Genomic DNA, 23,832 nt, shown 5'->3' on the forward strand with positions numbered 1-23,832 from the left:
GTCAGGACCCGGGCCGTCAGGACCGGGGCCGCCCCGGACGGGGACGGGCCACGGCCCGTCGGGCTCGCGGGGGAACGGCAGGGGAACGGGGTCTCAGGGGAAGGGATGCGGCACGAGACGGATCTCCCGCTCGGTCAGCTCCCGGTCGCACAGCCCGGCCCGGTGGGGCGCGGTGCGCAGCCTCGGCATGCCCGGTGCCCGCCGGCGCGACCACCCGAAGTCGATCGGCAGCAGACCGGGGACGACGGTGGCCACCGTGCACAGCCCCATCCCGCGCTGTTCCGGTGTGGTCTGGTCGACGACGATCACATCGTGGCCCGCGCGGACGAGTTCGTCGCGGAGGTGTGTCACGTCGTCGAGCAGATCGCCGGTACGGGGCCGCAGCCGCTCCTCCCAGCTCCGGTAGATCTCGTCCACAGGGCGGACGGCGGACGGCTCCAGATAGCCGCGGACGTGCTCGGCCATCCGGGGCAGCCCGTAGAGCTGGGCGTGGTCCTTCAGGTGCAGCACCTTCCCGAAGTCGTCGGCCATCGCCTCCAGTTCGGCGCGGCGCTCGGTCACCTGGCGGGGCAGGTGCGGGATGTAGGTGAGCACTTCGGAGAGGGCGCCCACCAGCGCCGCCGCCGGGTCCAGGCTCGCGCCGGCACCGAAGGAGAAGGTGCCGGGGCCGCCGTCACGCCGTACCGCGAGACCGGTGACGACGGGTACGGCGAGATCGATCCGGTTGTCGAAGGCGTGGACGTCGTAGCCCTGCGCCGCGGCCCGGTCGATCATGGTGCGTACCGTACGGTCCCTTACCGAGCCGAGGTCGATCTCGGTGAGGGGGGTGGCGCCGTACCAGGCGATCAGGAAGGCGTCCCGCTCGACGAGTTCGAGGAGGCCGCCGAGGATCGCCTCCTCCAGGCTGCCGCCGATGGCGCAGCCGTTGGAGCACTCGAAGACGAAGTTGTCGGAGGCGAGGCCCGCGCTGTAGTGGACGAGGCGGGCCGGGACAAGGATCGGGCGGTCGTCGCGCAGGGAGTGCCCCCGGACCCAGGGGATGGGCCTGTCCGGGTCGAAGGGGCTGACCATCGGGTCGTCACGGTAGGTCTCGGGCGGGTAGAAGCCGCAGTCGGCGGGCGAGAGGGCGGTGTCGCCGAGGTCGCGGTAGGCCGCGACGACGGGTGCACCGCCGGTGCGCCGGTGGGTGCCCGCGTACCGTTCGAGACCTTCCAGGAAGGCGAGGTCGCGGCTGGCGTCGAAGCCGTTGGCCTGGCCGCTCCAGGTGACGTCGGTGAGGCCCGCGTACCCGCGCATGAACACACTGCCCGCGACCGGGGCGGTGGTGGGTGAGGTGACGTTGATCCAGGTGCCCGCGCCGAGTACGCCGGAGACGGGGTTGGCGAGCGCCGCCACCGGCATCGGGTACGCGGAGGCCGGGCGCAGCCGGTAGACGTCGGGGGCGGGCTTGGGCCGGCTCACCAGGGTGAGCGGCACACCGCCGTCCGCGTCCGGGCCGGCGGCGCCCGGCCCGCAGTGCGGGCAGAGCGGGTCGGCGAGCAGGGGGTATGTCCGTACCTCCAGGGTGGCCAGATCCAGCCGTGACACCTGGGGCAGGGAACGGTCGGCGGCGCCGGGCCCCGGCGGGTCGACCCGGCCCGAGAGGACGACGGCGCGGTACAGCGCGTCGACCGCGTCGAGGGCGTAAGGGGTGAGATTCGGCCAGGGCCCGGCCGCGCGGGTGCCGGAGCCGGTCTCCAGCGCGTCGCGTTCGGTACGGGTGCGCAGCCGCTGCCAGCGCATGGCCAGGCACCGGCCGCAGGCGGGCGCGGTGCCGTCGCCGCCCCAGGGGCCCACCAGCACGTCACGCGAGGTGAGATGGACGGTGGCGGCGGGGCGCACCGCGGCGAAGGGGTCGCCGCCGCGGTGGCCGAGGGCGTCGGCGGCGCCCAGCGGCACCACCGTGGGCGGCGCCGGTGGCGCGCCCGGTCCGGCGGCCGGTGGGTGGCGCGCGGTGAGCGCCCGCTGGAGCAGCAGGCGCGCCGCCGCCAGGGGGGCGCGGTCGTCCGGGGGCGGCTGCGCGGGGCCGGCCGGGGCGCCCGCCGGCGCTGCGGTGTCAGCCGTCATGCCGCGTTGCTCCAGCGGAACGTCTTCAGCGCGATCGCCCCGAAGACCACGGTGAACGCGGCCAGTCCGCCGCAGCCCAGCGCGATGTCACCGAGGCCGCCCCGGCCGGTGAGGGCCGCGGACGCCGCGTCGTTGAGGTAGCGCAGCGGCAGCACCCGCGAGAAGGTCTGGAGCCAGGACGGCATCATGTCGAGCGGCAGGAACGAGCCGGAGACGAAGGCCATCGGCACCATGAGGCAGTTGGCGATGGCCGCGACCGCCTCGGGGGTATGGGCGTACGAGCCGATGACCACGCCGATGGTGAGGAACGCGGTGATGCCGAGCACCAGCACGGGCAGCGCCAGCGGCCACCGGGCGTCCAGCTCCAGACCGAAGAGCGGCAGCATGGCCACCACGACGAACACCACCGCCTGGACGACGCCCACGCCGAGGGCGAGGACGTAACGGGAGGCCAGGACCGAGGTGAGCGGGGTCGGTGTCATCCGGATCAGCCGGAGCAGATCGTCCCTGCGCCACTGCATGAGGGTGAAGGCGACGCCGAAGACCGCGGCGTTGGCCACGCCCCAGGACATCACGCCCGGGGCGATGTACGAGATGTACGGGCGGCCGGTCTCCTCGACCTCCTGGCCCCGGAAGATCAGCCCGAAGACGACCAGGAAGAGCAGCGGGAAGGCGAAGGTGAAGAAGAGGGTGGCCTTGTCCCGGATCTGCGCCCGGTAGCCGGCCCCCGTCAGGCTTGCGTACGCGCTCATCCCTGCTGCTCCGTCGTGTCGGTGTGCGTGTCGGTGTGCGTGGTGCCGGCGGAGGTGGTTCCGCCGGAAGTGGTGTCGGTGCCGCGGTGCGCGGTGGCCGGGTGCGCGACGCCGGTGAGCTGGAGGTAGACGTCCTCCAGCGTCGCGGTGCGGGTCTGGACACCGTCCAGGCCGATGCGCGCGTCGACGGCCTGGAGGACCTTTCCCGACGACGCCGTCTCCAGCACCAGGGAACCGCCCTGCACGGTGACCCGGTCGACCCCCGGGAGGGCCGCCGCGTCGTCCGGGGTCATCCGCTCGACGGGAATCATCAGGCGCGTCGGCGTCTCGGTGGCGGTGACCAGGCGGTGCGGGGAGTCCAGGGCGACGACGGAGCCGTCGACGAGGATGGCCACGCGGTCGCAGAGCGCCTCGGCCTCGTCCAGGTGGTGGGTGGTGTAGACGATGGTGCGGCCCTCGCTCTTGAGTCCGCGCAGTACCTCCCACAGATCGCGGCGGGCCTGCGGGTCGAGCGCGGCGGTGGGTTCGTCCAGGAAGATCAGCTCGGGTCCGTGGACCAGGGCGGACGCGATGGCGAGGCGCTGGCGCTGGCCGCCCGACAGGTCCTCGACGCGTACATCGCGCCGGTCGGTCAGCCCGACCGTCTCCAGGGTGCGGTCGGCGTCCTGGCGCCCGGCCCCGTACAGGGCGGCGACGGTACGCAGGTGTTCGCGGGCTGTCTGGCGTACGAAGAAGGCCGACGACTGGGTCTGCACTCCCAGCCGGGGCAGCAGGGTGACGTCCCGGGGCCAGGGGGCCCGGCCGAGCACCGAGACGGTGCCCGAGTCCGGACGGCGCAGGCCCTCCATGATCTCGACCAGGGTGGTCTTCCCCGCGCCGTTGGGGCCGAGGAGCCCGAAGAACTCCCCGCGCCCGACGTGCAGGGAGACCCCGTCCACGGCCTGGTGGCCGCCGTATCGTTTACGTATCTCCTCGACGACGATCGCCGGATCGGCGGCTGACTCGTGCGGCACGGACGCCATGGTCCTGGCCTCGCTCATGTGGTTCTGTGCCCCTCTGGGGTTGCGGATCAGTGAACTAGAAGGAAGACGAGCCCTGTTGTCAGGGCCGCCAGGATGAGAGCGGCGAGCAGGACCGACCCGACGGCATAGCCGAGGTAGAGGGTCCTGGCCCGGCGCGGATACGCGGCGGCAGCCGGTCCGCCCCGCAGGCGCAGCCGCAGATAGCGTCCGCTCTCCGGCGCGAGACCCGAGACGCGCAGCGCGTGGCCGAGCATCGTGTAGCCGTCGAGGGGAGGCAGCGGAAGGAAGTTGACGAGTGCCTGGACGCTGCCGAGCAGCAGCAGCCCCGACAGGAGGCGACGGGTCGGGTCACCCGGCGGGAGCGCGGCCCACCAGGCGAGAAAAGGCAGCAGGAACAGGAGGTTGGCGAAGGCGCCCGCGCCCGCGACGGCGAGCTGGTGCCGACGGCTGCGCAGATAGCGGTAGTTGTCGACGGTGCAGTACATGACGGCCACCGGCAGCCGCCAGCGTACCCCGATCTCACCGACGGTACCGCCATGGTGGCGCGCGGCGACTCCATGGGCGAGTTCGTGCAGTGCGGTGGAGAGCCAGAGCAGCGTGAACACGGCCACCAGCGCGACGGGCTGCCTGAGCAACCACCAGGTGTCGCGGGCGAGTTCACCCAGGTGTGCGGCGAGCAGAACCTCCATCGCCACCGTCAGGGCGGCGAGCGCGAGCAGGACCGGGGTGCGCAGGGCGGGACGCAGCAGCCGGTGCAGCCGGGTGGTGGTGGCGTGGGCGTCGGCGACCAGCCGCAGGGTGCCGCGCAGCACGCTCCCTTCGAAGAGCCCCCGGGCGGGGGGTTCGGGTGCGGGCCTGGCCGGCCCTCCGGCCAGCAATCCCCGGGTGCCGAGGAGTTGGAGGAGCCGCTGCCAGTGCGGGGCGGCGAGCCGTCTGCCGTACGCGCGGGCGTACTCGTCCCCGATCTCCGCGAGGCTGCGCACCCCGTCGAGCCGGGAGATCAGGAAGTACTCCTTCTCCCCGACCTCGAACGACGCGCCGGCCGCCGGCTCCTTGATGAGGTGCACGGTGGCGGGGCCATGGAGCAGTGCGGGACTGAGGAGGATGTCCGGTCTCAACGCCGGTCTGTGCGAGAGGAGTTCTCCCGGGGGCGTGCTCATCGGGCCGCCGCCCGGTGGCCGGGTCCGGGAACGGCGCCGGGGGCCTCTCCCTCGCGCAGGACCCGGCCGAGGACGTGCGACAGGTACGCCTCGTCGCGGATGGTGACGTGAAGCCGGTTGTTGGTCATGTGCATGTACGGGGAGAGCAGCAGCGGCAGGGCGACGGCGGGGTCCGTCACCCGCTCGTCCCGTGTGCCGTCCCAGGAGCGGAACACCAGCTCGCCGGCGAGCGTCAGCTCTTCGGCCTTCCTGCGCAGTTCGAGGCAGTGGGCGGCCCAGCCGCGCAGGAGGACGGGCAGCCGCTCCAGCTCGCCCGTACGGACGGCCTGCCGGATGCCTGCGAAGCGGCGGGCCAGCCCGGGGGCCATGTCCGCGTAGTTCCGGTCGTACTCCTTCGAACCGATGAAACCGGTGCCGGGGAACGCGGTGTGCCAGAACTCGTAGTAGCGGTCGAGATAGGCGCCGAGCTCGTCCCGTTCGGGCAGGAAGGAGCCGGCCATGACCATCATCAACTGGGCGGCGGTACCGAGCAGCACGGTGCGCAGATGCAGGTTCATGGTGCGGAAGGCGTCCATGACGAGTGTGCTGGAGTGGGCGAAGTGCCATTCGGCCAGCTCGATCCCGGCAGGGCCGCCGTACTTGCCGTACTCGGGCTCGTACGGTTCGTGGGAGAAGGAGTTGTTGGGGCGGAGGTTCATGCGGCCGTCGGCGTCCATGAACGCGCCGCGGTCGCCTTCCGGGAACTCGATCTCGAACAGGGTGTTGTAGAACTCGTTGAGGAAGCCGGAGTCGACCTCGTAGAGCGCGGGCCGCGTGCGCAGGAAGCCGCTGATGGCCTCCTCGGCCCGGCGGACGACCTCGGGGGCGGCCGCGGGCTCGGCGGGCTTGAGCCGGAGTCTGACGTGCGGGCCCTCCAGCCAGTAGTTGATGAAGAAGTGCCCGGCGAGCAGGCCGTCGGCGGTCAGCTCCGTCACCAGGGGCTGTACGCATCTCACGAGCAGGGGCTGCGGGTTGGCCGCGTAGAAGATGTGGAGGGCCTGCCAGTCCCCCGAGGGGCCGGTGCCGGGGGCGGGGGTCAGCTCTGGCATGTCGGTGCGCCCTTGGTCGGTCGGTCCGAGGCCGGGCCCGAAGCCGGGTCCGACGTCGTATCCGGAGTCGGGCCCGAGGCCGGGGTGGAGCTCGGGTCGGAGGTCAGGTTCGACGAGGTGTTCGAGGTCGGGTTCGAGGTCGTGGTGAAGGTTTCGACGGCCAGTTCCGCGACGTGGTGCCCGCGCGCCGAGCGGACGTGCAGGCCGTCCTCGGAGGGCAGCATCTCGCGCAGGACGATCCGGTCGTCCGGATGGTTCGACAGCGCCTCGAAGGCGGTGAGGGAGAGCAGGCTGTCGAAGTCCACGTACTGCGGTTTGGCACCCGCGCCGCCCCGGGGGCCGCCGGACACCGTCGCGAAGACCCGGTCGGGCAGAGCGTGGGCGCGACGCCAGCGCTGCCAGTCGAGGAACCGGTCCTGATCACCGGAGCCAGGGCCGGATCCGTTGCCGGGGGCGCGTACGGGGAGTGCGCCGGCCGTGGTCGTCCAGCTCCGGCGGCTGAGGACGACGTCGCCGTGCACCACCCGGGGGCGCGAGGTGACACCGTCTTGCGCAGCGCCCTCCGGGACGCCGCCCCACACGTCCAGGGGCGCCATCGAGGTCGGCGACATGAGCAGCAGGGTGCGCGGTATCTCGGGCAGGGCGAGCGGTACGAGGTAGCCGAGGTACACGGGGATCACCTCGCGGCCGAGCCGTGTGGAGCGCAGGACCAGCCGGTCCGTGGCGGTGTCGTGCTCGACGTACAGATCGTCGAGGTGGATACGGCGCTCCACGGGGACGGAGCTGGACTCGCCGGGGCAGACGATCTGATGGCCGGTGAGCGGGCTGTGCAGATTGAGGTTGCTGGTGACCGCTCCCCCGGTGATCTCGGCCAGCACCGCGCCGTCGGGGGTGACGGCGGCGGCGGTGTCGCGCAGCGCCTCGGAGAACGTGCCGGGCCGCCCCTCCTCGTCCGGGGTGTCGTAGACGTGGGTGAACCGGCTGAAGGGGAAGGAGAGTCCCCCGTAGGAGCGGTTGAGCACGATCAGCGGCGCGCCGTCGCGCTCCGTCCGCGCGAGTTGCACGTGATGGCACTGAGGTACGAAGTCACCTGCGATCGGGGCGAGTTCGTCCGCCACCGGGTCGAGGTCACGCTCCCCGAGCCGGATCTCCGGCGCCCCCTCGCCGCTCTGGTCCCACGCCTGGCGCATCCGGTCGATGAACACCCGCCGGGCCGTGTCGAGGGCGCGGATGCCGGGCAGGCCGAGCCAGTTCTCCTCCGGGACATAGGCGCCCCGGTCGTCGAAGGGCCGTCTCTTGGCGGAGAACGAGAGGTACTGGTCGAAGAAGTCCTCGTGGAAGTCGTGGACGAGCCCGAGGAGGTCGTCGCACCGGCCGCCGCTGCCGTAGCGCGCGAGGAAGAAGCCCTTGAACGTGACGCGTTGGGGGAGCGTCAGGTCGAAGGCGGGCAGGATCCGTTCGACGGAGCGCAGGTCCCCGGCGCCTCGTCCGCCGCCCGGTCCGGCCAGGGCGTCGAGACCGCAGGTGAGGTCGCGGCCCGCGCTGACGTCCTCGTACAGCAGGGTCTGCGGCAGTGTGGCCGCTTCCCCGCCGCTCAGCCCGCGCTGCGCGGCACGCAGTCCGGCGCGCAGCTCCCGCAGCAGTTCGCCCCGCCCGGCCAGGTCGGCGGTAGGGAAACGGTCGATGGCACGCAGGGGACCTTCCAGCGCGGCGGCGAGCCCGTCGGCCCAGGGGCGTCCGAGCGCGGTCAGGGCGCTCCGGAAGGAGCGCAGCGGATCGGGGCTGTGGACATCGGTGTCCAGACACGGCACCCGGACCATGCCGAGCTGGAGAAGGGCGGCCACATAGGTCTCGCAGTGGGCGGGCTCGGCGTCGTGCTCGGTACGGAGCCGGTCGACCAGGTCGCGGTAGCGCGGTTCGGCGTCCCCGTCGAAGAGCCCGAGCAGCCTGTCCAGGGTGCCGCTGCGGCGGAGGAAGAAGAGCCGGTCCTTCACCGCGTCGAAGGTGACGGCCGCCGAGTCGTCACCCGTGGTGATCCACTGGCGGACGTACCGGACCCGGTCGCCGTCGCGCTCCCAGCCCGAGGCCAGGCGTACGGGCAGATCGCCCCGTCGCTCGGGGTCGGCGAGGACGAGTTCGGCGAACCGTGCCAGCACGACGACATTGAGGCGCACATGGCTCGTCCACCGCTCACCGAGGTGGACGGCGGCCGGGTCTCCCGGACGCTCGTCCGCGCTGTCAGCGCCGTCGGACGTACCCGGGGCGAACGTGCCGGCGGCCACGGCGGTGAAGGTGCTGAAGGGGCTGGTCTTGCACGCCGTCCGGTAGAGGTACGAGAGCACCGACCGCTCGATCTTCCGCATCCGCCGGTCGGGGACCGTCCCGGCCCCCGATTGCGTCAGATAGCCGTCGAGCTGCCCTTCCAGGGTCGGGGAGGCGAGCTGGAGGCCGTGGCGCAGCCGGTCCTCGGCGAGCAGCCCGCGCAGCGCGGCGCGCGTCCTCGCGAGGTCCGCGGCGAGCAGCGGCGCGCCCTCGGTCCGCAGCTTCTCCAGCAGGCGGCGGTCGCGCAGCCAGTCGGCGGTCGGTTCCACCGCGCCCGGGTCGAGCGCGCCGACCAGGCGCAGGGCGGCCTCGGGGTCGGCGGGCAGCCGGTTGTTGAAGATCTGGCGGCGCAGCGCGAGCAGCCGCCGGCGGTGTGCCGCGCCTTCCCCGCCCGGGTCGGTGTCGGTGGTCCGTACGAGTGCGTGGAGGAGGTCGCCGAGCGCGGCGCCCCGGCCGCGCAGCCGCTCCTCGGCCTCCAGGATCTCGTCCGCCCAGCGGCGGCTGTCGGCGCAGCGCAGCGCGCGGACGGATTCGACCGGCAGTCCCGCGACGCGCAGCATGAAGCGGCGTCCGGGTTCCCAAGTGGTACGCGGCGTACGCGTATCCGTGTCAGGTGTCATGACGGATTCCCCCCTTTCCCGGTCAGGCGATCTCGTAGCGGAAATCGGCCGGGTGCGGCCGTTCGTTGCCGAGCAGCATGATCAGCAGTGGTTTCTCACCGGTGTGTTCGAGGCCGAGCTCCTCGATGTACGAGATGTTGTCGAAGCCGAGAGCGACCCCGGCCCCGAGCCCGAGCGCCGTGGCCACGGTGTAGAAGGTCTGGGCGACGGCCCCGATCACGCCGTTGACCAGCCGGTATCCGCGGTCTCCTACGGCGTCGAGGACGGCGGCGGTGCGGATGGTCGGGACGATCACCACGCCCGCCTGTTCGAGGTTGTAGTTGGAGAGGAAGTAGTTGCGCTGGAGGAAGGGACCGGGCGGTCCTGGCACCACGGGGAGCAGCGCGTGGGCGACGGGGTCGTAGGCGTACGCGCCGGGCTCGACGCCCTCGACATGGTTGACGAACGCGTACTGGGTGACGAGGCCCGGTGTGCCGGTGGCGGACGGTTCGGCGGGCCGTTCCGCCTCGCTGCCCAGCGAGGCGGCGGCGCAGGCGCTGAGGGTGGCGCCCAGCTGGGCGGGGGTGACGGGGCGGCCGGCGTCGAAGCGGCCGAAGCTGCTGCGGCGTTCGCGCAGGGCGTCGCGGACGTTCACCGGCGGCAGTTCGGGCGCGGGCAGCGGGACGGGGGTACCGGTCGCCTTGGGTGGTACGGCGGCGGCCGGGGCCAGTGCGCCGGGTGCGGGCCGGTCGGTGGCCGCTTCCGTCGTCGCGGCGTGGATGCGCCGCAGGGTCTCGAAGTCCAGGACCGTACGGGAGCGTTCGCTGTCGGTGTGCCGGACGGCGGCCGGGACCGTGGCGGGCGCCTCCGCGGCGGGCTGTGCGGCGGTGGGCCGTGGGACGGCGGGCTGTGCGGCGGCGGTGGGTGGCTCTGCGCCGTCCCAGGTCAGCGGGACGACGGCGAAGATGCCTTCCTCCTCGTTGTCGACGCCCAGCAAGTGGCTCAGCCTCTTCTCGTCGAACCACAGCGCGGGTTCGACGTTCAGCCCCTGCGCGCGGGCCCAGAGACGCCAGGTCCCGAGGATCGCGCCGAGATCCATGGTCACCGCGTGGAAGGAAAAACTGTTGTATTTGAAGGCGTTCTGCCAGTACTTGATCCCCAGGACGAGGAACTGGTCCTGGCCTGTGCCCGCGTCGCCGAGTGCCGCGCGCACCTCGCCGGTCACCTCACCGGTGAGCAGCCGCCGCATGGCGTGGTGGTGTGCGTCGTAGTAGTGGATTCCGGGTGCGCGCGGCCCGCTGGGGCCGGAGACCCAGTACACACTGACCGGGTACAGTCCGCCGCCCGAGGCGGTGCCGCGCGACCAGTTGGCCTGGGTGTAGTGGGGCAGCGCCCCGAGGTCGGTGTTGGTCTGGACACCGAGCCGGCGCCCGGTCAGCCCGTAGGAGTCGCGCAGCATCCCGGAGAGTGTGTCCAGGGTGAACGCCCGTGCCGGCACGCCGCGTTCACCCGCCTCCTCCGAGCCGTCCGGTAGATCCCGGCAGGCCGGGCCGTTCGGGACCAGGCAGCCGGCCGCCACGGTGGCCCCGGCGGGGACGTCCGGGTCCGGCAGCGGGAACGACTCGACACCGGGGTAGAACTTCGCCTTCCTGGGCCGGTCGGCCCAGTCGGGGACGAAGTCGGCGGGCTCCATCGGGACCCGGCCGCGCTGCATGATCGCGGCCGCGTAGTCATGGGCGTAGCCCACGGGACCCTCCTCTCTGCTGAACGGTTCTCGGCTGAACGACGGGGGGACGGGGGTGCGACGGAAAGTGGTGGAGCACGGGACGGGTCATGGGAAGGGGTGAGGGGCCGGGTTGAGGTCCTCGGGGCGCAGATCGTGCTCGCGCAGTCCCGCCGTACGCAGGGCGGTGCGCAGCCGGGGCATGGTGCGGGCGCGCTGGCGGGACCAGCCGAAGTCGATCGGCAGGAGTCCGGGGACGAGCACACTGACGGTGTGCAGGCCGAGTGCGCGCTGTTCGGGCAGGGTCTGGTCGACGACGACCACGTCGAATCCGGCCGAGGCCACCGCGTCGACACAGCGCCGCAGGTCTTCCCCGAGATCCGCGGAGGCCGTGGCTCCGGAGGGGTCCGGCCAGCGCAACTCACCGACAGCACGTGGCGGTTGAGCGGGGATGCCGTTCCGGTGCGGGCTGTGCGGGTCGAGGAGGAACCCGGCGTGCTCACCCATCTCCGGTACGCCGTAGACGAGCGGGTGGTCGTGGAGCGCGGTCACCCGGTCGAAGTCCCGGGCCATGGCGCGCAGCCGGGGCCCGTCGCGCTCGGTGCGGCCGGGGAGGTTGACGGCGTCGGTGGCGATCTCGCAGAGCGCCGAGTCCAGGGCCGATTCCGGGTCGAGCCCGGCGCCCGCGCCGAAGCACATCCGGCCGGGGCCGCCGTCGAAACGCTCCGCCACCGCGGTGACGACCGGCACGGGGAACGTGATCCGGGTGTCGAAGAACCGGGCGCGGTAGCCGTACATCGCCAGCCGGTCGACCATGTGCCGGGTGGCGGGGCGGGCGCTGGTGGCCGGGTCGATCTCGGGCAGGGGCTGCTGCCCGTACCAGGCGAGCAGGAAGGCATCGCGTTCGATGACCTCCATGAGCCCGAAGTAGACGGCCTCCTCCAGACAGCCCCCGGAGGCACAGCCGTTGGAGCTCTCCTGGACGAAACGATTCTCCAGTCCGGGTGCGTGGTAGTACGTCAGGATCTCGGGGACCAGGCGGGGCCGGTCGTCGCGGAGCGAGTGCCCCCATACCCAGGGGATCTCCCGGTCGGGCGCGAAGGGGCGGACCCGTGGGTTGGCGCGGTGGAACTCCTCGGCGTACAGGCCGACTTCCCTCGGGTCCACGGCGTCGGGGCCGAACTGGTCGAGGGTTCCGGTGACGCTGGTGATCCGGGAGCGCGCCCGCATCCCCGCGTACCGCTCCATCCCCTCCAGTACGCCGATGCGGTTGCTGCGGTCGTACGAGTCGGCGTGGCCGCCCCAGAACGTCTCGCGCAGATAGTCGCCGGCCCGCATCGAGAAGCAGCCGATGGTGGCGGAGGTGGAGGTGGAGCAGATGTCATGGACGACGGAGGGCCCCAGCGCGCCGCACACCGGGTTGGCGTAGGCCGCCACATCGAGGGCGTACGACTCGACGGGGCGGAGCCGGAAGGCGCCGGGGCGGTGTTTGGGCGCGGGGCCCGGGACGATCCGCGCCGCCTCCGCGCTGTCGGTACGGGGGGTGGCGCAGCGCGGGCACTCCGGGTCGGGCACCAGCGGGTAGCGCCGGACCGCGAGGGTGCGCAGATCCAGGAGGCGGATCTCGGGGAACGGCCCTGCGGGGGCGGCGGGCCCGGCCGCCAGCGCGGTGATCAGGGCGGCGAGGGCGTCCACCGCGAAGGGCGTGGCGTAGGGCCACCGGCCCGCCGCCCGGGTCTCCCCGCCGCGTTCGAGGGCGTCGCGCAACGCCACCGACCGTACGGCCTGCCAGCGGCGGGCCAGGCAGTGCGCGCAGCCCGCCACCCGGCCCGGGGCACCGTCGGCCGCCGGCACGGGGCCGATGACGGCGTGGCCGCCGTACACCTGGACCGGGACGCCGGACTCCGCGGTGTGCGGGGTCTCCGTCGGGGCGCCGGGCGCGAAGGCGTCGCCGGTGCCGAGTGCGGTGACGGTCGCCCCGGGGCCGCCGAGCGCGTCGAGCGCGCGGCGGAGCGGGCCGAGCAGCGCCTGCCCCGCCGGGGTGTCCGGCCGGTGGCGTTGCGCCTGTTCGTCCGGGCCGGCTTCGTCCGGGCGCGCGTCGAGCGTGCTAGACGCCACGGGGTTCCTCCGTGGTGAGGAGGACGCGGGCGGTCCTGATGCCGGCGGAGGCCAGGTCGGCCGGACCGGTGTCCACCATCAGGGCGTCGCGGCCCGCCGCCTTCAGCCGGTCGAGCACGTCGGACCAGGGGGTCGGCGCACCGGTGACGAACGGGGCGGTGCCGGTGCCGGTGTGATCGGCGGGGCGGATCGTCGACGCGTCGAGGTCGAGCAGAAGCGGATCGCCGGTGTCGAAGGGTACGGCGGTCTCCTCCTGGCCGAGTTGCACCCGGCCGAGCAGATCGCGTACGGCGGCGACGGCGGCGCGCTGCCGGTCGGTGTCGCTGCCGACGGCCCAGAGCCCGGCTCCCCTGGCCAGCAGGACATGGACGCCTGACCGGTCGCCCTCGCCGAGGTCGAGCAGTTCCAGGCCGACGTCGAGGACGGCCGCGGTCCTCACGAGGAAGGTGAGTTCGGCGTCCTCGCCCTCCGTGAGGGCGGCCGGTGTCACCCGGTGTGCCGGAGCTCCGCGCAGGGTGCGGCAGAGCGCGTCGTGGGCGAGGGCGGAGAGCAGGCCGTCCGCGGCGGCCCCGGACGTCGACGTGCCCGCGCCGGTCCCGGCGCCGGTCGGTTCGAAGAGCCGGTCGGTGTTGTGCCGCCCGAAGGTCCGTACCGCCGCGGCGGGCACCAGGACCCGTTCCCCGGTGAGGAGGGAGGTGGCCCGGGTCCAGGCGGCCACCTGCCCGCCGGCCACCGCCGCGCCCTGGGCGATGGCGAGCGCCCCGGGCTCGATGACACGCGTCCCCGGCCGTGCGGAGTCCGACGGGGGGCGCGTCACCACGTCGGTGGTGGGGACGACGTGTTCGGCGTACACACCGGCCGCCGCGTTCAGGGCCCGCAGCCGGGCGCCCGCGACATGGTGCACGTCGAAGGCGGCGACCCGGCGCCGGGTGCCGTGTCCGAGGCCGAACTCGACGACGCTGACCTTCAGCGGTATCTGGGTGAGCGGTTCGTCCGCGAACCGGGTGAAGACGCCCGCCCGTGGCCGGACCAGGGTCGAGCGGCGGTTCAGCTCCTCCACCAGCGCGTCGGCCTCGCGGGCCGTGTCCACCGTCTCCATCGGCGGTGTGCCGTGGCCCACCGACCGCAGATCGACGGGAAGTTCACCGGACGGCTCGATGGCGGTGTCCACCGTGTCGCGGTCCGCCGCGCGGGTGGCGGGCTCGGCGCAGAGCGGGCAGCGGGGGTGCGGCAGCAGGGGTTCGGTGGTGACGTCCAGGGACTTCATGTCCTGGATGACCAGGTGGCCCGCGGTCTCGGCGGGCAGGGCGCCGGTGGTGAGGCGGAAGATCTCGTACCCCAGCAGGTTGCCGATCATCGCCGACAGCGGCCCGCTGGGAAGTTCGCCCACCGGTTCGGCGCCGGGCAGCGCCAGGCCCTGCCAGATGTCGGCGGCGGCCGCCGCGTCGTCGGCGCCGACGCGCAGCACCGCACAGGACCAGCAGCCTGCGGTGCCGGACGTCATCAGCGGTCCCACGACGACCTGTTGGCCGTAGGACCAGGCCGGGAGCAGGGTCCGCCCCTCGGGTACGCCGGCCCGCAGCAGCGGGAAGAGCCGTCCGGGCGCGGCGGGGCCTCCGGTCGTCACGACGATGTCGTACGACGCGAGATCCGCCCAGCTCACCGGGGTGTCGGGGGTATCGGGGGCGATCCGCGGGAGGTCCACCGGGCAGCCGTCGGCCGCCGCTTCCCGCGCCTCGGCCTCGATCGCCCCGATGTGCTCCGCGCCGAGCGCCGAGCGCACACCGATGGTGGCGCAGCCGTTGCGGATGAGGCTGAGCACACACCAGCGGGCGACGAGGTCGTCACCGAGTACGGCCACCCGTGCGGTGCGGAAGCGCTCGAAGCGGCGTTCCGCGTCGTCGGCGTAGTGGTCGGCATAGGCGATCTGCGGGGCGAACCGGCGGGCCACGTCGGGCGGTGTGACGGGGGTGTCGCCGGTGGGTGCCGGGGGCGGGACGGCACGGGCGAAGTCCCGTTCGTAGAGGCTCTTGACCAGCTCACCCACCATGGAGCGCTGCTGGTCGCCGAGGCCTTCGCAGATCTGGGAGACCGAATGCTCCCCGGTGAGGTGCGGGACGATCAGTGTGGCGAAGCGGTAGGCGGACTTGGCGGTGAGCTGGAACCCGCCGTCCGCGTTGTGGAACAGCACACCGTCCGGTGTTTCGGTGAACAGGACGTCGCGGCGGATGCGCGGACTGGTCGAGGCAACGGCTTCGTAGGTAGCTGAGCCCATGAGAGATGACACCCCTGGATACGTGGTCAAGGTGGCCTGATCGTGCGGGAGTCCGGAGGAACTGATCCTGCGGGAGTTCGGCGGAACGGGAGCGGGGAGACGGGAGGGACGCGGTGCGGCGAGGGGCGCGGCGGGAGAGCGGGGGCGCTCTCAGTGGGGCACGGTCGCCGCCTCGCTGGTGTTCCGGCCGCGCGCCTGCTGACGCGCGTAGATTTTCAGCAGGGAATGGATGCGGTACGGGCCGGGCGGCCCTTCTTCGAGCAGCCCGGCGTCGGCGAGCCGCTCCAGCGCCTCCTCGGCCTCAGGTGAGTCGCCGAGGGCATGGACGGGCACCAGCAGCCCCACCTGATGGCCGAGTTGGCGGAAGGCTTCCTGCCAGCGCGGCTCCAGCCGGCGCAGGGCGCGCCCGAACACCTGCGGTACGGACATCCGCGGATCGTCGGCGAGGGAGAGCCTGGCGGGCAGGTCCTCGGCCAGCCAGCGCACACAGTCCTCGACACGCAGCCCGGGGCGGGTCAGCAGCCGGGCGGCGGCGATCCGCAGACTGAGCGGGAAGTGACCGCAGACGTCGGCGAGTTCGTCGGTGGCGGCCGGTTCCGCCGCCACCCGCCCGCCGCCGAGCGCGGCGGTGAGCAACTGGCGGGACTCGGCCGGGTCCAGGGTGGAGAGCCGGTGGACGCCGCCGCCGTGGGTGGCCATCAGTCCGGCGAGACCGCGCCGGCTGGTGACGATCGCGGCGCCGCCCGTCACGGCGGGAAGCAGGGGGCGCACCTGGTCGGCGGTGGTGACGTCGTCGAGGACCAGCAGGACCCTGCCGCCGCCGGTGCCGGGCCGCGGCAGATGGGCCGTCGCCTCGGCGGGAGTGAGGGCGGTGCCGTCCGGGTGGGTCATGGCGACGACGAACACACCGCCGGGGAAGCTGTCCTGGGTGTCGTGGGCGCACTGCCGGGCCAGCGCCGTCTTCCCGATGCCGGGCGCGCCGGAGAGGACCACGAGGGCGGTGCCCGGCGAACGCTCCGTCAGCCGGGCGGTGATGTCCGCCCGCTCGGCCGACCGGCCCGCGAAGGACGGCACCGGCGGTACGGGGAGCACGGGAGGCCATGGCGTCGCGCCGGGCCCGGCCGGCGCGGGCTCCCCGGGGAGCCCGGGAGCCCCGGGCAGCGCGCGCGGTACGGGCCGGGCCGTCCCCCGTACTCCGTCCTCCTCCGTACGGCCGTCGGCGTCCTGGGCCGGGACCGGCGCCGCGTCCCGGGCCGGAGCGGCGATCTCCAGGGGCCCGGCGGCCTGGTCGAGGGCGGCCGGACCGAGGTCGTCGCCGCGCAGGATGGACAGTTCGAGCCGCTGGAGCGAGGGGCCTGGGTCGATGCCCAGTTCCTCCTTGAGGCGGCCCTTCACCGTGCGGTACTCGGCAAGCGCCTCGGACTGCCGTCCGGTGCGGTACAGCGCCTCGATGAGCTGCTCGGAGAAGCGTTCCCGGCCGGGGTGGCGCCGGGCGGCCTCCCACAGGTCGACCAGGACCTGACGGCAACGGCCGAGCGTCAACTCGATGTCACAGGCCCGTTCGAGGGTGCGCAGCCGCTCCTCGGTGAGTCCCGGCACCTCGTCGCGGTGGAGCATCAGCGAGGGCACGTTGGCCAGCAGGGGCCCCTGCCACAGGGTCAGGGCCTCCTTCAGCCGGTACAGCTCGCCCTCGGCGTCCCCTGCGGCGTCCGCCGCCCGTACCAGCGTCCTGAACCGCACCAGGTCCAGGGTGCCGGCGTCCACGTTCATCCGGTAGCCGCCGGGTACCGCCTCGATGACGTCGCCGGAGACCCCGTACTTGACGAAGATCCGGCGCAGCCTGAGCACACAGCTCTGGAGCGCGGCCCTGGCCGTGGCCGGCTGGTCCTCGTCCCACAGGGCCCTCAGCAGATACCCCGTGGAGACGACGGATCCGGGATGAAGCAGCAGAGCCGCCAGCAGACTGGACGGTTTGGACGGTTTGAGCACCACAACGTCATGACCCTCGGCAATACTCAAAGGGCCCAAAAGCTGGAAACGCACACGACCCCCGCCCCTCGAATCAGCATTTGGGTCCATGGCGCATGAAAGTGCCGAGGGATGGGCACATCATGCCGCCAGGACAGCCACAGAACGAATTTCTTCGTTTTCTTCTGTGGTCCAGACCTCTGCCGGACCTCACGGATTTCCTACTCCCCCGTATCCGCATGGCCGAGCAGCCCAGCACCTTGATGCGGGCCTGCTCAACGGAGCGATACGTCCAACTGTGCCGAGAGGCATTAACTGCGCTTTACCAAGAGATGAATAACAGCCGACACATCCTGGAGGGTTTCCACAATGCCGTCGCCAAGAACTTGTTGGGCATCCTAGTAACTGGGCGGCGGAAAGTCGACCCTCCGGTACCCGCATCGTTCGGTATTCCGTACGGACATCTTCCGATCCACTCCGCAATCGGAAAGAAGCGCTTATTGAGCATGAATACGATCTGCCCGCGCGAACACGAACAAAAAGGGAGGTCCCGCAGGCAAAAAGGAGGTCCCGCGGAGCGTGACGCTCCGCGGGACCTCCTCGGGTGGCCGGTTTCAGCCCACAGGACCCCGCGTACCCGGCTCCGCCGCGGTGAGGACGACCGTGACGCCGCGCGAGCGCAGCCCCTCGACGACGCGGGGGTCGGCCGCCCGGTCGGTCACGAGGGTCCAGTCCGCCCTGAGCGGCGTCCAGGTGTGGAAGGGGCGCCGGCCCAGCTTCGCCGCGTGCGCCAGGACGTACACCCGGTCCGCGCGCCGCGCCATCAGCTCCTTGAGCCGGGTCTGGCGCAGGTCGGCCTCGCAGATGCCGTGTTCGGGCGAGACGCCGTCCGTCCCCAGGAAGAGCCGGTCGAACGTCAGGCGTTCCAGGGCCGCTTCGGTCAGCGGCCCCACGAACCCCTGGCTGAGCGGCCGCAGCGTACCGCCCAGGCACTCGACATGGACCGACTCGACGTCCGCCAGTTCCTGCAGGGCCGTCAGACCGGTGGTCGCGACGGTGACGTCCTTCGCCGTGCGCAGTTCGTGCGCGAGGGCCCCGACCGTCGAGCCCGCGTCGAGCAGCAGCGACTCCCCGGGACACACCTCGGCCGCCGCCCACCGCGCGATGGCCTGCTTGGCCTCGAACGCCTCTCCCGTGCGCTGCCGCAGGGACGCCTCGGGGTGGGCGGCCAGCGCCATGGCGCCGCCGTAGGTACGGGCGAGCTGTCCGTCGGCGGTGAGCTTCGCGAGGTCGCGGCGGATGGTGGACGCCGTCACGCCGAAGAGCCGCGACAGCTCCTCCACGCTGGCGAGCCCGGTCGTCGTGGCGAGGTGGACGATGCGGTCGCGCCGCGCCTTCGATCCGATGGGGGCCATCACTCCTGTGTCCTCCGGTGCGAGCGTCCTCCGACGGGGGGCCACCGGCGGGTCAACGGGCCGGAGCGGTCGCCATCTCGGCGGCCTGGCGCAGCGCCTCGACCATGCTACCGGCCTCGGCCCGGCCCGTACCGGCGATGTCGAAGGCGGTGCCGTGGTCGACGGAGGTACGGATGACGGGCAGTCCGACGGTCAGGTTGACGCCCGCCTCGATGCCCATGACCTTGACGGGGCCGTGGCCCTGGTCGTGGTACATGGCGACGATCAGGTCGTAGTCGCCGCGCGAGGCGAGGAAGAAGGCGGTGTCGGCGGGGAGCGGTCCGACGGCGTCGATGCCGTCGGCGCGCAGGACCTCGATCGCGGGGACGATCTTCTCCTCCTCCTCGCCGTAGCCGAACAGACCGTTCTCCCCGGCGTGCGGGTTGATGCCGCACACCCCGATGACCGGTTCGGCGACACCGGCGCGCACCATCGCCTCGTGGCCGCGGCGCACGGTCCGTTCGACCAGGCCGGGTTCGATCCGGTGCACGGCGTCGATCAGGCCGATGTGCGTGGTGACGTGGATGACCTTCACCTTCGGTGTGGAGAGCATCATCGACACCTCCTCGACACCGGTGAGGTGGGCGAGGAGTTCGGTGTGTCCGGGGTAGAGGTGGCCGCCCGCGTGCAGGGCCTCCTTGTTGAGCGGCGCGGTGCAGATGCCCTGCACGTCGCCGCGTACGGCGAGTTCGGCGGCGACGCGCACGTACTGGTAGGCGGCGTCGCCCGCGACGGCGGAGAGCCGGCCCCAGGGCAGGTCGGCGGGGAGCAGCCCGAGGTCGATGACGTTGACGCGTCCTTCGGTGAACTCGGCCTGCTCCAGGCTCTCCACGGTGACGATCTCGCAGGTGACGCCGAGGATGTCGGCGGCCTGACGCAGTCGGCGCGCGTCACCGACGACGACGGGGCGGCAGCGGCGCACCGTGTCCGCGTGGAGCAGCGCGGGGACGATGACCTCGGGGCCGATGCCCGCGCCGTCGCCCATGGTGACCGCGATGAGCGGGAGCGGCCGGCCGGCGGTGTCGGTCGGCTCCGCGGGGGCGGTCGTCGGGGCTGCGTTCACAGGAACTCTCCTTGCGGTACGGGTGACACGGGCGGTGGGGGGACGGACGCGCGGTGCTCGGCGCCCGGTACGGGTGGGTCGGTCGTCAGGAGGGGGCCGTCCGGCCGCAGGGCGCGGGCGATGAGCAGCAGGGATCCGGTGTCGCCGTAACTCCCGGGGCGGGTGACGACCGTGCGGCCGTCGGAGGCGACGGAGCGTACGGCGCCGTGGTGGATCTGGCCCGCCGGGCGGAGGTGGGTGATGGAGAGCGCGTCCAGGACGCGGCGCGCCGTCTCGCCCCCGGTGAGGACGAGGTCGGCGGGGCCGCACGCCGCGGCGACGGTACGGGCGAGGCCGGCCACCACGCGGCGGGCCGCGCCGGTCCTGACACCGTGGGCGTGGTCCACGCCGACGACCGTGATGCCGTCCGGGGCCACGGTGAGCGGGAGGCAGGCGCCGGGCTCCGCGAGCAGGTCCGCGGAGAGGGCGGTGTGGCGCGCCCCGACGGCGACGAGTTGCGCGATCTGCGCAACGGCGGCGGGTTCCGCGGTGCCTACGACGACGAGCAGCGGCCGGCCGGCCGTACGGGCGGGCCCCGCTGACGATCCGTCCGGTGAGGGCCTGTCCGGTGACAGCCCGTCCGGAGGCGGTCCGTCCAGTGACCGCCCGTCCAGGGACGCCGCGCCGTCGGCGGTGAGGAGGCGGCCGAGGGCGGCGGCGAGCCCGCCCGTACCCATCAGCCGTACGCCGGGTCCCAGGGTGAGCGCGGCGGCGGTGATCGCGTCGAGGTCGGCGTCCGTCTCCGCGTCGCACACCGGCATCCGCCCGGCCAGGGCGAGCGCGCGCAGCCGCTCCGTCAGCTCCGGTGCGGGGCCGCGTACGACGGTGAGCGGGACCAGGACCGTGCGCGGGTCGCCGAGCGCGGCGGCCACCGACCGTGGCGCGGGCAGGGGTTCGGCGCGCCAGGCGTCCGTGGCGTGCAGCGGGGTCCCGTGCAGGTGGACGACGCCGTCGAGGACGGTGCGGCCGGCCACCGGCAGCGCGGGGGCGATGACGAGCGCGGTGGCGCCCTCCGCGTAGGCGGCGGTCTCGGCGGCGAGGTTCCCGCGCAGCAGGGAGTCCGTCTTCTTGATCAGTACGGTGGAGGCGTCCGCGCCCCGTACGGCCTCCCGTACGGCGGAGGCGGCCGAGGCGGCGTCGAGCTGCCGGGTGTCGAGGTCCACGACGAGCGCCTCGCCGGGGGCGGGCGGACCGGTGGCGGCGGGGCCCAGGACGATCCGGGCGGGGCGGCGCAGCGCGGCGGCCGTCTCGGCCGCGCCGGACAGGTCGTCGGCGAGGGCGAGCACCCGCCGCGCCCGGGGACCGCCGCGCGGCCAGGGGTCACCGTGCGGCTCGGGTCCGGCCTGCTCAGGGAACACGGATACCTCCTCGGGCGACCCGGGGCGGGCTGCCTCGGTGCCCGATGATGGCACAGGTTGCGCGAAGTGCGCGAGACCTCTTGCGCAGAACACGCAATCGTGCCACCTTGTGCGGCGCGACACCTGTTGGTGCGGAACGGACCGGACATCACGCCGGCCGGAGCGGCACCGACGACTGGGCCCCGTCGCGGGACAGGGCCCAGGAGCCGCTGGACGAGCGAGTCCAGCACCCCGGAACCCGAGAAGGTCGACGATGACCCCTACTCCCCAGAGCGCTCCCCCCGACGCTCCCCCGCGTGCGGCGGTCGACCGCCGCACCCTGCTGCGCTGGGGCGCCGTCGGCGGCGCCGGCCTCGCCCTCGCCCCGCTGTCGGCCTGCGCGGGGCCCACCGGCGCCCCAGGCCCCGGCACACTCACCCTCGGGCTGAACCGCTCGCTGGTCAGTCTGGACAACAAGCTCAACCAGTTCGACGCCGCGGTCACCGTGCAGCGCGCCGTACGGCAGGCGCTCACCCGTATCGGCCCCGGCATGAAGCCGCGGCTCGTGCTGGCCGACCGCTTCGAGATGGCGGAACCCACCGCGTGGACGGTGCGGCTGCGCGAGGGCGTGCGCTACTCGGACGGCAGCCCCGTCACCGTCGAGGACGTCGCCACCGCCCTGAAGATGTACGGCAAGGTCAATGGATCCTTCCTGCTCGGTCTCTTCCCCGAACTGCCCACGGTGGAGAAGACCGGCGCCCGTACGTTCCTGCTGCACACCGGCAAGCCCGTGCCGGTCCTCGACCGGCTGATGGCCAACATCCACATCACCCCGTCCGCGGCCAACCGCCCCGAGGAGCTCCGGAGCGGACTCGGATCCGGTCCGTACCGCGTCCTCAAGGCGAACGCGGGCGCCGGTGAGTACACCCTCGGGCGCAACCCCGAGTACTGGGGGCGGAGCCCGCGGATCGACACCGTACGGGTCAGGTTCGTCCCCGAGGAGTCCAGCCGGGTCGTCGCGTTGCGCAGTGGCGAGATCGACGTCGTCGACACCCTCACACCGGACTCGGCCGAACAGCTCACCGGACTCCCCGGCGTCCGGGTCGAGCAGACCTCCGGCGTCCGGATGTGCCAGCTCTTCTACAACTTCCGCAAGCCGAAGGGGAGTCCGCTCGCCGACGCCCGGGTGCGCAAGGCCCTCACGTACGCGATCGACGGCAGGGCCCTGGTCGAGGACGTACTGAACGGTTCGGCCGAGGAGGCCGGCGGTGTGGTGCCGCTCGCCCTCGAAGGCGCGGTGCGCACCGGCGGCTACGCGTACGACCCCGGCAGGGCACGCGCCCTGCTCAGGTCGCTGGGCGCCACCGACCTGCGGATCCGCGTCATCTGGGAGTCGGGCGAGTTCGCGGCCGACGCCTCCGTCATGGAGGCGGTCGCGGACATGCTGAAGTCGGTCGGTGTCCGGACCTCGCTCCAGCAGTTCGAGCCGGGCGGCGACATCCTGACCTGGCGCCAGGGCAAGGCCGGCGACTGGGACGTCATCGGCAACGGCTACGGCAGCCCCACCGGCCAGGCACTCACCACCCTCCAGGGCATGTACGGCGGCACCCCCGCGAAGGAACGCACCCGCGACGCCTTCATGGGGTACGTCGTCCCGCACGTCGAGAAGCAGCTCACCGCCGCCTCCACCCAGGTGGACGACGCCGAACGCTCCCGGCAGCTCGCCGCGGTCCAGAAGGCCATCTGGGAGACGTGGCCCAGCCTCTGGGCCTTCGCGCCGAAGACCCTGCTGGCCCGCAGGACCCGGGTCCGCGGCCTGTCGCTGCTGCCCATCAACTCCTACGACCTGTCCGCCGTACGGCTGGAGGGCTGAGCCGTGCCGAAGTACCTCGCCCGCAGGCTCGGCCAGAGCCTGCTGACCGTCTTCCTCACCCTGACCACGGTCTTCCTGCTGGTCCGGCTCGCGCCCGGCGACCCGGCCGCCGCGTACGCGGGACCCACGGCGACCACCGCCGATCTCGCCAGGATCCGCGGCCAGTTCGGCCTCGACCAGCCGCTGTTCACGCAGTACGGCATCTTCCTGCGCGATCTGTTCACCGGCGACCTGGGCACCAGCTACTCCTTCCACGCCCCGGCCCTCGACGTGGTCCTCGACCGGATGCCGTACACCATCACCCTCGCCGTCGCCGCGATCACGGTGACCGCCGTGGTGGCGGTTCCGCTCGGGGTGTGGATGGCGCGCCGCGCCGACTCCAAGCGTGAACTGGGCGCCAACGTCCTGACCATCACCGGTCAGTCCATGCCGGACTTCTGGACCGGTGTGATGCTGCTGACCGTCTTCGCCGTGCTGCTGCCCGTGCTGCCCGCCTCCGGATTCACCTCCTGGAGCGGTCTGGTGCTGCCTACCGTCACCGTCGCCGTCCTCCAACTCGCCCTGATCTCGCGGCTGGTACGGCGCGAGATGACCACGGCGCTGAACTCCCCGTACATCATGGTCGCCCGCTCCCGCGGCTTCTCCGAGTCCACCCTCACCTGGCGCTACGCCCTCGCCAACTCGGGGGTGCCGCTGCTCACCGCTCTCGGCACCCGCTTCGCGGCGCTGCTCAACGGCGTCGTCGTGGTCGAGGTGGTCTTCGGCTGGCCCGGGGTCGGCTCGCTCGTGGTGCGCGCCCTGGAGACCCGGGACTATCCGCTCATCCAGGCCACCGTCCTGGTCACCGCGGTCCTCGCGATCCTCGTCCAACTCCTCGTCGACCTCGCCTACCCGCTGCTCGATCCGCGGGTTCGCCTCGGAAAGGCGGCCTGA

General features: G+C 72.9%; 15 protein-coding genes. 2 read left to right on the forward strand and 13 right to left on the reverse strand.

All coding sequences use genetic code 11. The features are described from left to right. Nucleotides 1–93 precede the first annotated feature (93 nt). The 13 genes from ACFXPL_RS32575 to ACFXPL_RS32635 form a co-directional block, all read right to left on the reverse strand. A complete protein-coding gene (locus ACFXPL_RS32575; protein WP_384926430.1) occupies nucleotides 94–2,106 on the reverse strand; it encodes a TOMM precursor leader peptide-binding protein in 2,013 nt (670 codons plus the stop codon). Then, entirely contained in the window at nucleotides 2,103–2,858 is a 756-nt protein-coding gene (locus tag ACFXPL_RS32580; protein WP_384926433.1) for an ABC transporter permease, read from the reverse strand. Before ACFXPL_RS32580 ends, ACFXPL_RS32575 begins: the two co-directional genes overlap by 4 nt. After that, nucleotides 2,855–3,880 carry an ATP-binding cassette domain-containing protein gene (locus tag ACFXPL_RS32585; protein ID WP_384926480.1) on the reverse strand — a complete coding sequence of 342 codons (1,026 nt, stop codon included), beginning with the start codon at nucleotides 3,878–3,880 and terminating at the stop codon, nucleotides 2,855–2,857. Before ACFXPL_RS32585 ends, ACFXPL_RS32580 begins: the two co-directional genes overlap by 4 nt. Nucleotides 3,881–3,927: 47 nt before the next feature. Continuing rightward, nucleotides 3,928–5,040, reverse strand: a complete 1,113-nt coding sequence (locus ACFXPL_RS32590; protein ID WP_384926435.1) for a peptidase M50 — start codon at nucleotides 5,038–5,040, stop codon at nucleotides 3,928–3,930. Then, complete coding sequence (locus tag ACFXPL_RS32595) at nucleotides 5,037–6,128, reverse strand: lantibiotic dehydratase C-terminal domain-containing protein (RefSeq protein WP_384926437.1); 1,092 nt, start codon at nucleotides 6,126–6,128, stop codon at nucleotides 5,037–5,039. Before ACFXPL_RS32595 ends, ACFXPL_RS32590 begins: the two co-directional genes overlap by 4 nt. Further along, nucleotides 6,116–9,070 carry a lantibiotic dehydratase gene (locus ACFXPL_RS32600; protein WP_384926439.1) on the reverse strand — a complete coding sequence of 985 codons (2,955 nt, stop codon included), beginning with the start codon at nucleotides 9,068–9,070 and terminating at the stop codon, nucleotides 6,116–6,118. Before ACFXPL_RS32600 ends, ACFXPL_RS32595 begins: the two co-directional genes overlap by 13 nt. Before the next feature lie 22 nt (nucleotides 9,071–9,092). After that, nucleotides 9,093–10,796, reverse strand: coding sequence for a SagB family peptide dehydrogenase (locus tag ACFXPL_RS32605; RefSeq protein WP_384926442.1), 1,704 nt, complete (start codon nucleotides 10,794–10,796; stop codon nucleotides 9,093–9,095). A gap of 84 nt (nucleotides 10,797–10,880) precedes the next feature. Next, complete coding sequence (locus tag ACFXPL_RS32610; RefSeq protein WP_384926482.1) at nucleotides 10,881–12,797, reverse strand: TOMM precursor leader peptide-binding protein; 1,917 nt, start codon at nucleotides 12,795–12,797, stop codon at nucleotides 10,881–10,883. An 82-nt stretch (nucleotides 12,798–12,879) separates the two neighbouring features. Then, the gene (locus ACFXPL_RS32615; RefSeq protein WP_384926444.1) at nucleotides 12,880–15,165 is read right to left on the reverse strand and encodes a TOMM precursor leader peptide-binding protein; all 2,286 of its coding nucleotides are present in this window, start codon (nucleotides 15,163–15,165) and stop codon (nucleotides 12,880–12,882) included. A 150-nt stretch (nucleotides 15,166–15,315) separates the two neighbouring features. Continuing rightward, the gene (locus ACFXPL_RS32620) at nucleotides 15,316–17,244 is read right to left on the reverse strand and encodes a BTAD domain-containing putative transcriptional regulator (protein WP_384926446.1); all 1,929 of its coding nucleotides are present in this window, start codon (nucleotides 17,242–17,244) and stop codon (nucleotides 15,316–15,318) included. Nucleotides 17,245–17,747: 503 nt separating this feature from the next. Then, complete coding sequence (locus tag ACFXPL_RS32625) at nucleotides 17,748–18,548, reverse strand: DeoR/GlpR family DNA-binding transcription regulator (protein WP_384926448.1); 801 nt, start codon at nucleotides 18,546–18,548, stop codon at nucleotides 17,748–17,750. 52 nt (nucleotides 18,549–18,600) lie between these two features. Continuing rightward, nucleotides 18,601–19,650 carry a 4-hydroxythreonine-4-phosphate dehydrogenase PdxA gene (pdxA, locus tag ACFXPL_RS32630; protein ID WP_384926450.1) on the reverse strand — a complete coding sequence of 350 codons (1,050 nt, stop codon included), beginning with the start codon at nucleotides 19,648–19,650 and terminating at the stop codon, nucleotides 18,601–18,603. Beyond that, nucleotides 19,647–21,047, reverse strand: a complete 1,401-nt coding sequence (locus ACFXPL_RS32635; protein ID WP_384926452.1) for a four-carbon acid sugar kinase family protein — start codon at nucleotides 21,045–21,047, stop codon at nucleotides 19,647–19,649. Before ACFXPL_RS32635 ends, pdxA begins: the two co-directional genes overlap by 4 nt. Nucleotides 21,048–21,300: 253 nt before the next feature. Between ACFXPL_RS32635 and ACFXPL_RS32640 the strand changes: the two genes are divergently transcribed. Beyond that, nucleotides 21,301–22,899 carry an ABC transporter substrate-binding protein gene (locus tag ACFXPL_RS32640; RefSeq protein WP_384926454.1) on the forward strand — a complete coding sequence of 533 codons (1,599 nt, stop codon included), beginning with the start codon at nucleotides 21,301–21,303 and terminating at the stop codon, nucleotides 22,897–22,899. A 3-nt stretch (nucleotides 22,900–22,902) separates the two neighbouring features. Next, nucleotides 22,903–23,832 (forward strand): ABC transporter permease, encoded by a 930-nt coding sequence (locus ACFXPL_RS32645; protein WP_384926456.1) that lies wholly within the window; start codon nucleotides 22,903–22,905, stop codon nucleotides 23,830–23,832.

Source organism: Streptomyces sp. NPDC059092, from assembly GCF_042756365.1.
Lineage (GTDB): Bacteria > Actinomycetota > Actinomycetes > Streptomycetales > Streptomycetaceae > Streptomyces.

Excerpts from the sequence above, each read along its gene's own strand:
- ACFXPL_RS32575 (WP_384926430.1), bottom strand. The coding sequence starts at position 2,106 with ATGACGGCTGACACCGCAGCGCCGGCGGGCGCCCCGGCCGGCCCCGCG.
- ACFXPL_RS32580 (WP_384926433.1), bottom strand. The coding sequence starts at position 2,858 with ATGAGCGCGTACGCAAGCCTGACGGGGGCCGGCTACCGGGCGCAGATC.
- ACFXPL_RS32585 (WP_384926480.1), bottom strand. The coding sequence starts at position 3,880 with ATGGCGTCCGTGCCGCACGAGTCAGCCGCCGATCCGGCGATCGTCGTC.
- ACFXPL_RS32590 (WP_384926435.1), bottom strand. The coding sequence starts at position 5,040 with ATGAGCACGCCCCCGGGAGAACTCCTCTCGCACAGACCGGCGTTGAGA.
- ACFXPL_RS32595 (WP_384926437.1), bottom strand. The coding sequence starts at position 6,128 with ATGCCAGAGCTGACCCCCGCCCCCGGCACCGGCCCCTCGGGGGACTGG.
- ACFXPL_RS32600 (WP_384926439.1), bottom strand. The coding sequence starts at position 9,070 with ATGACACCTGACACGGATACGCGTACGCCGCGTACCACTTGGGAACCC.
- ACFXPL_RS32615 (WP_384926444.1), bottom strand. The coding sequence starts at position 15,165 with ATGGGCTCAGCTACCTACGAAGCCGTTGCCTCGACCAGTCCGCGCATC.
- ACFXPL_RS32620 (WP_384926446.1), bottom strand. The coding sequence starts at position 17,244 with ATGGACCCAAATGCTGATTCGAGGGGCGGGGGTCGTGTGCGTTTCCAG.
- ACFXPL_RS32625 (WP_384926448.1), bottom strand. The coding sequence starts at position 18,548 with ATGGCCCCCATCGGATCGAAGGCGCGGCGCGACCGCATCGTCCACCTC.
- ACFXPL_RS32640 (WP_384926454.1), top strand. The coding sequence starts at position 21,301 with ATGACCCCTACTCCCCAGAGCGCTCCCCCCGACGCTCCCCCGCGTGCG.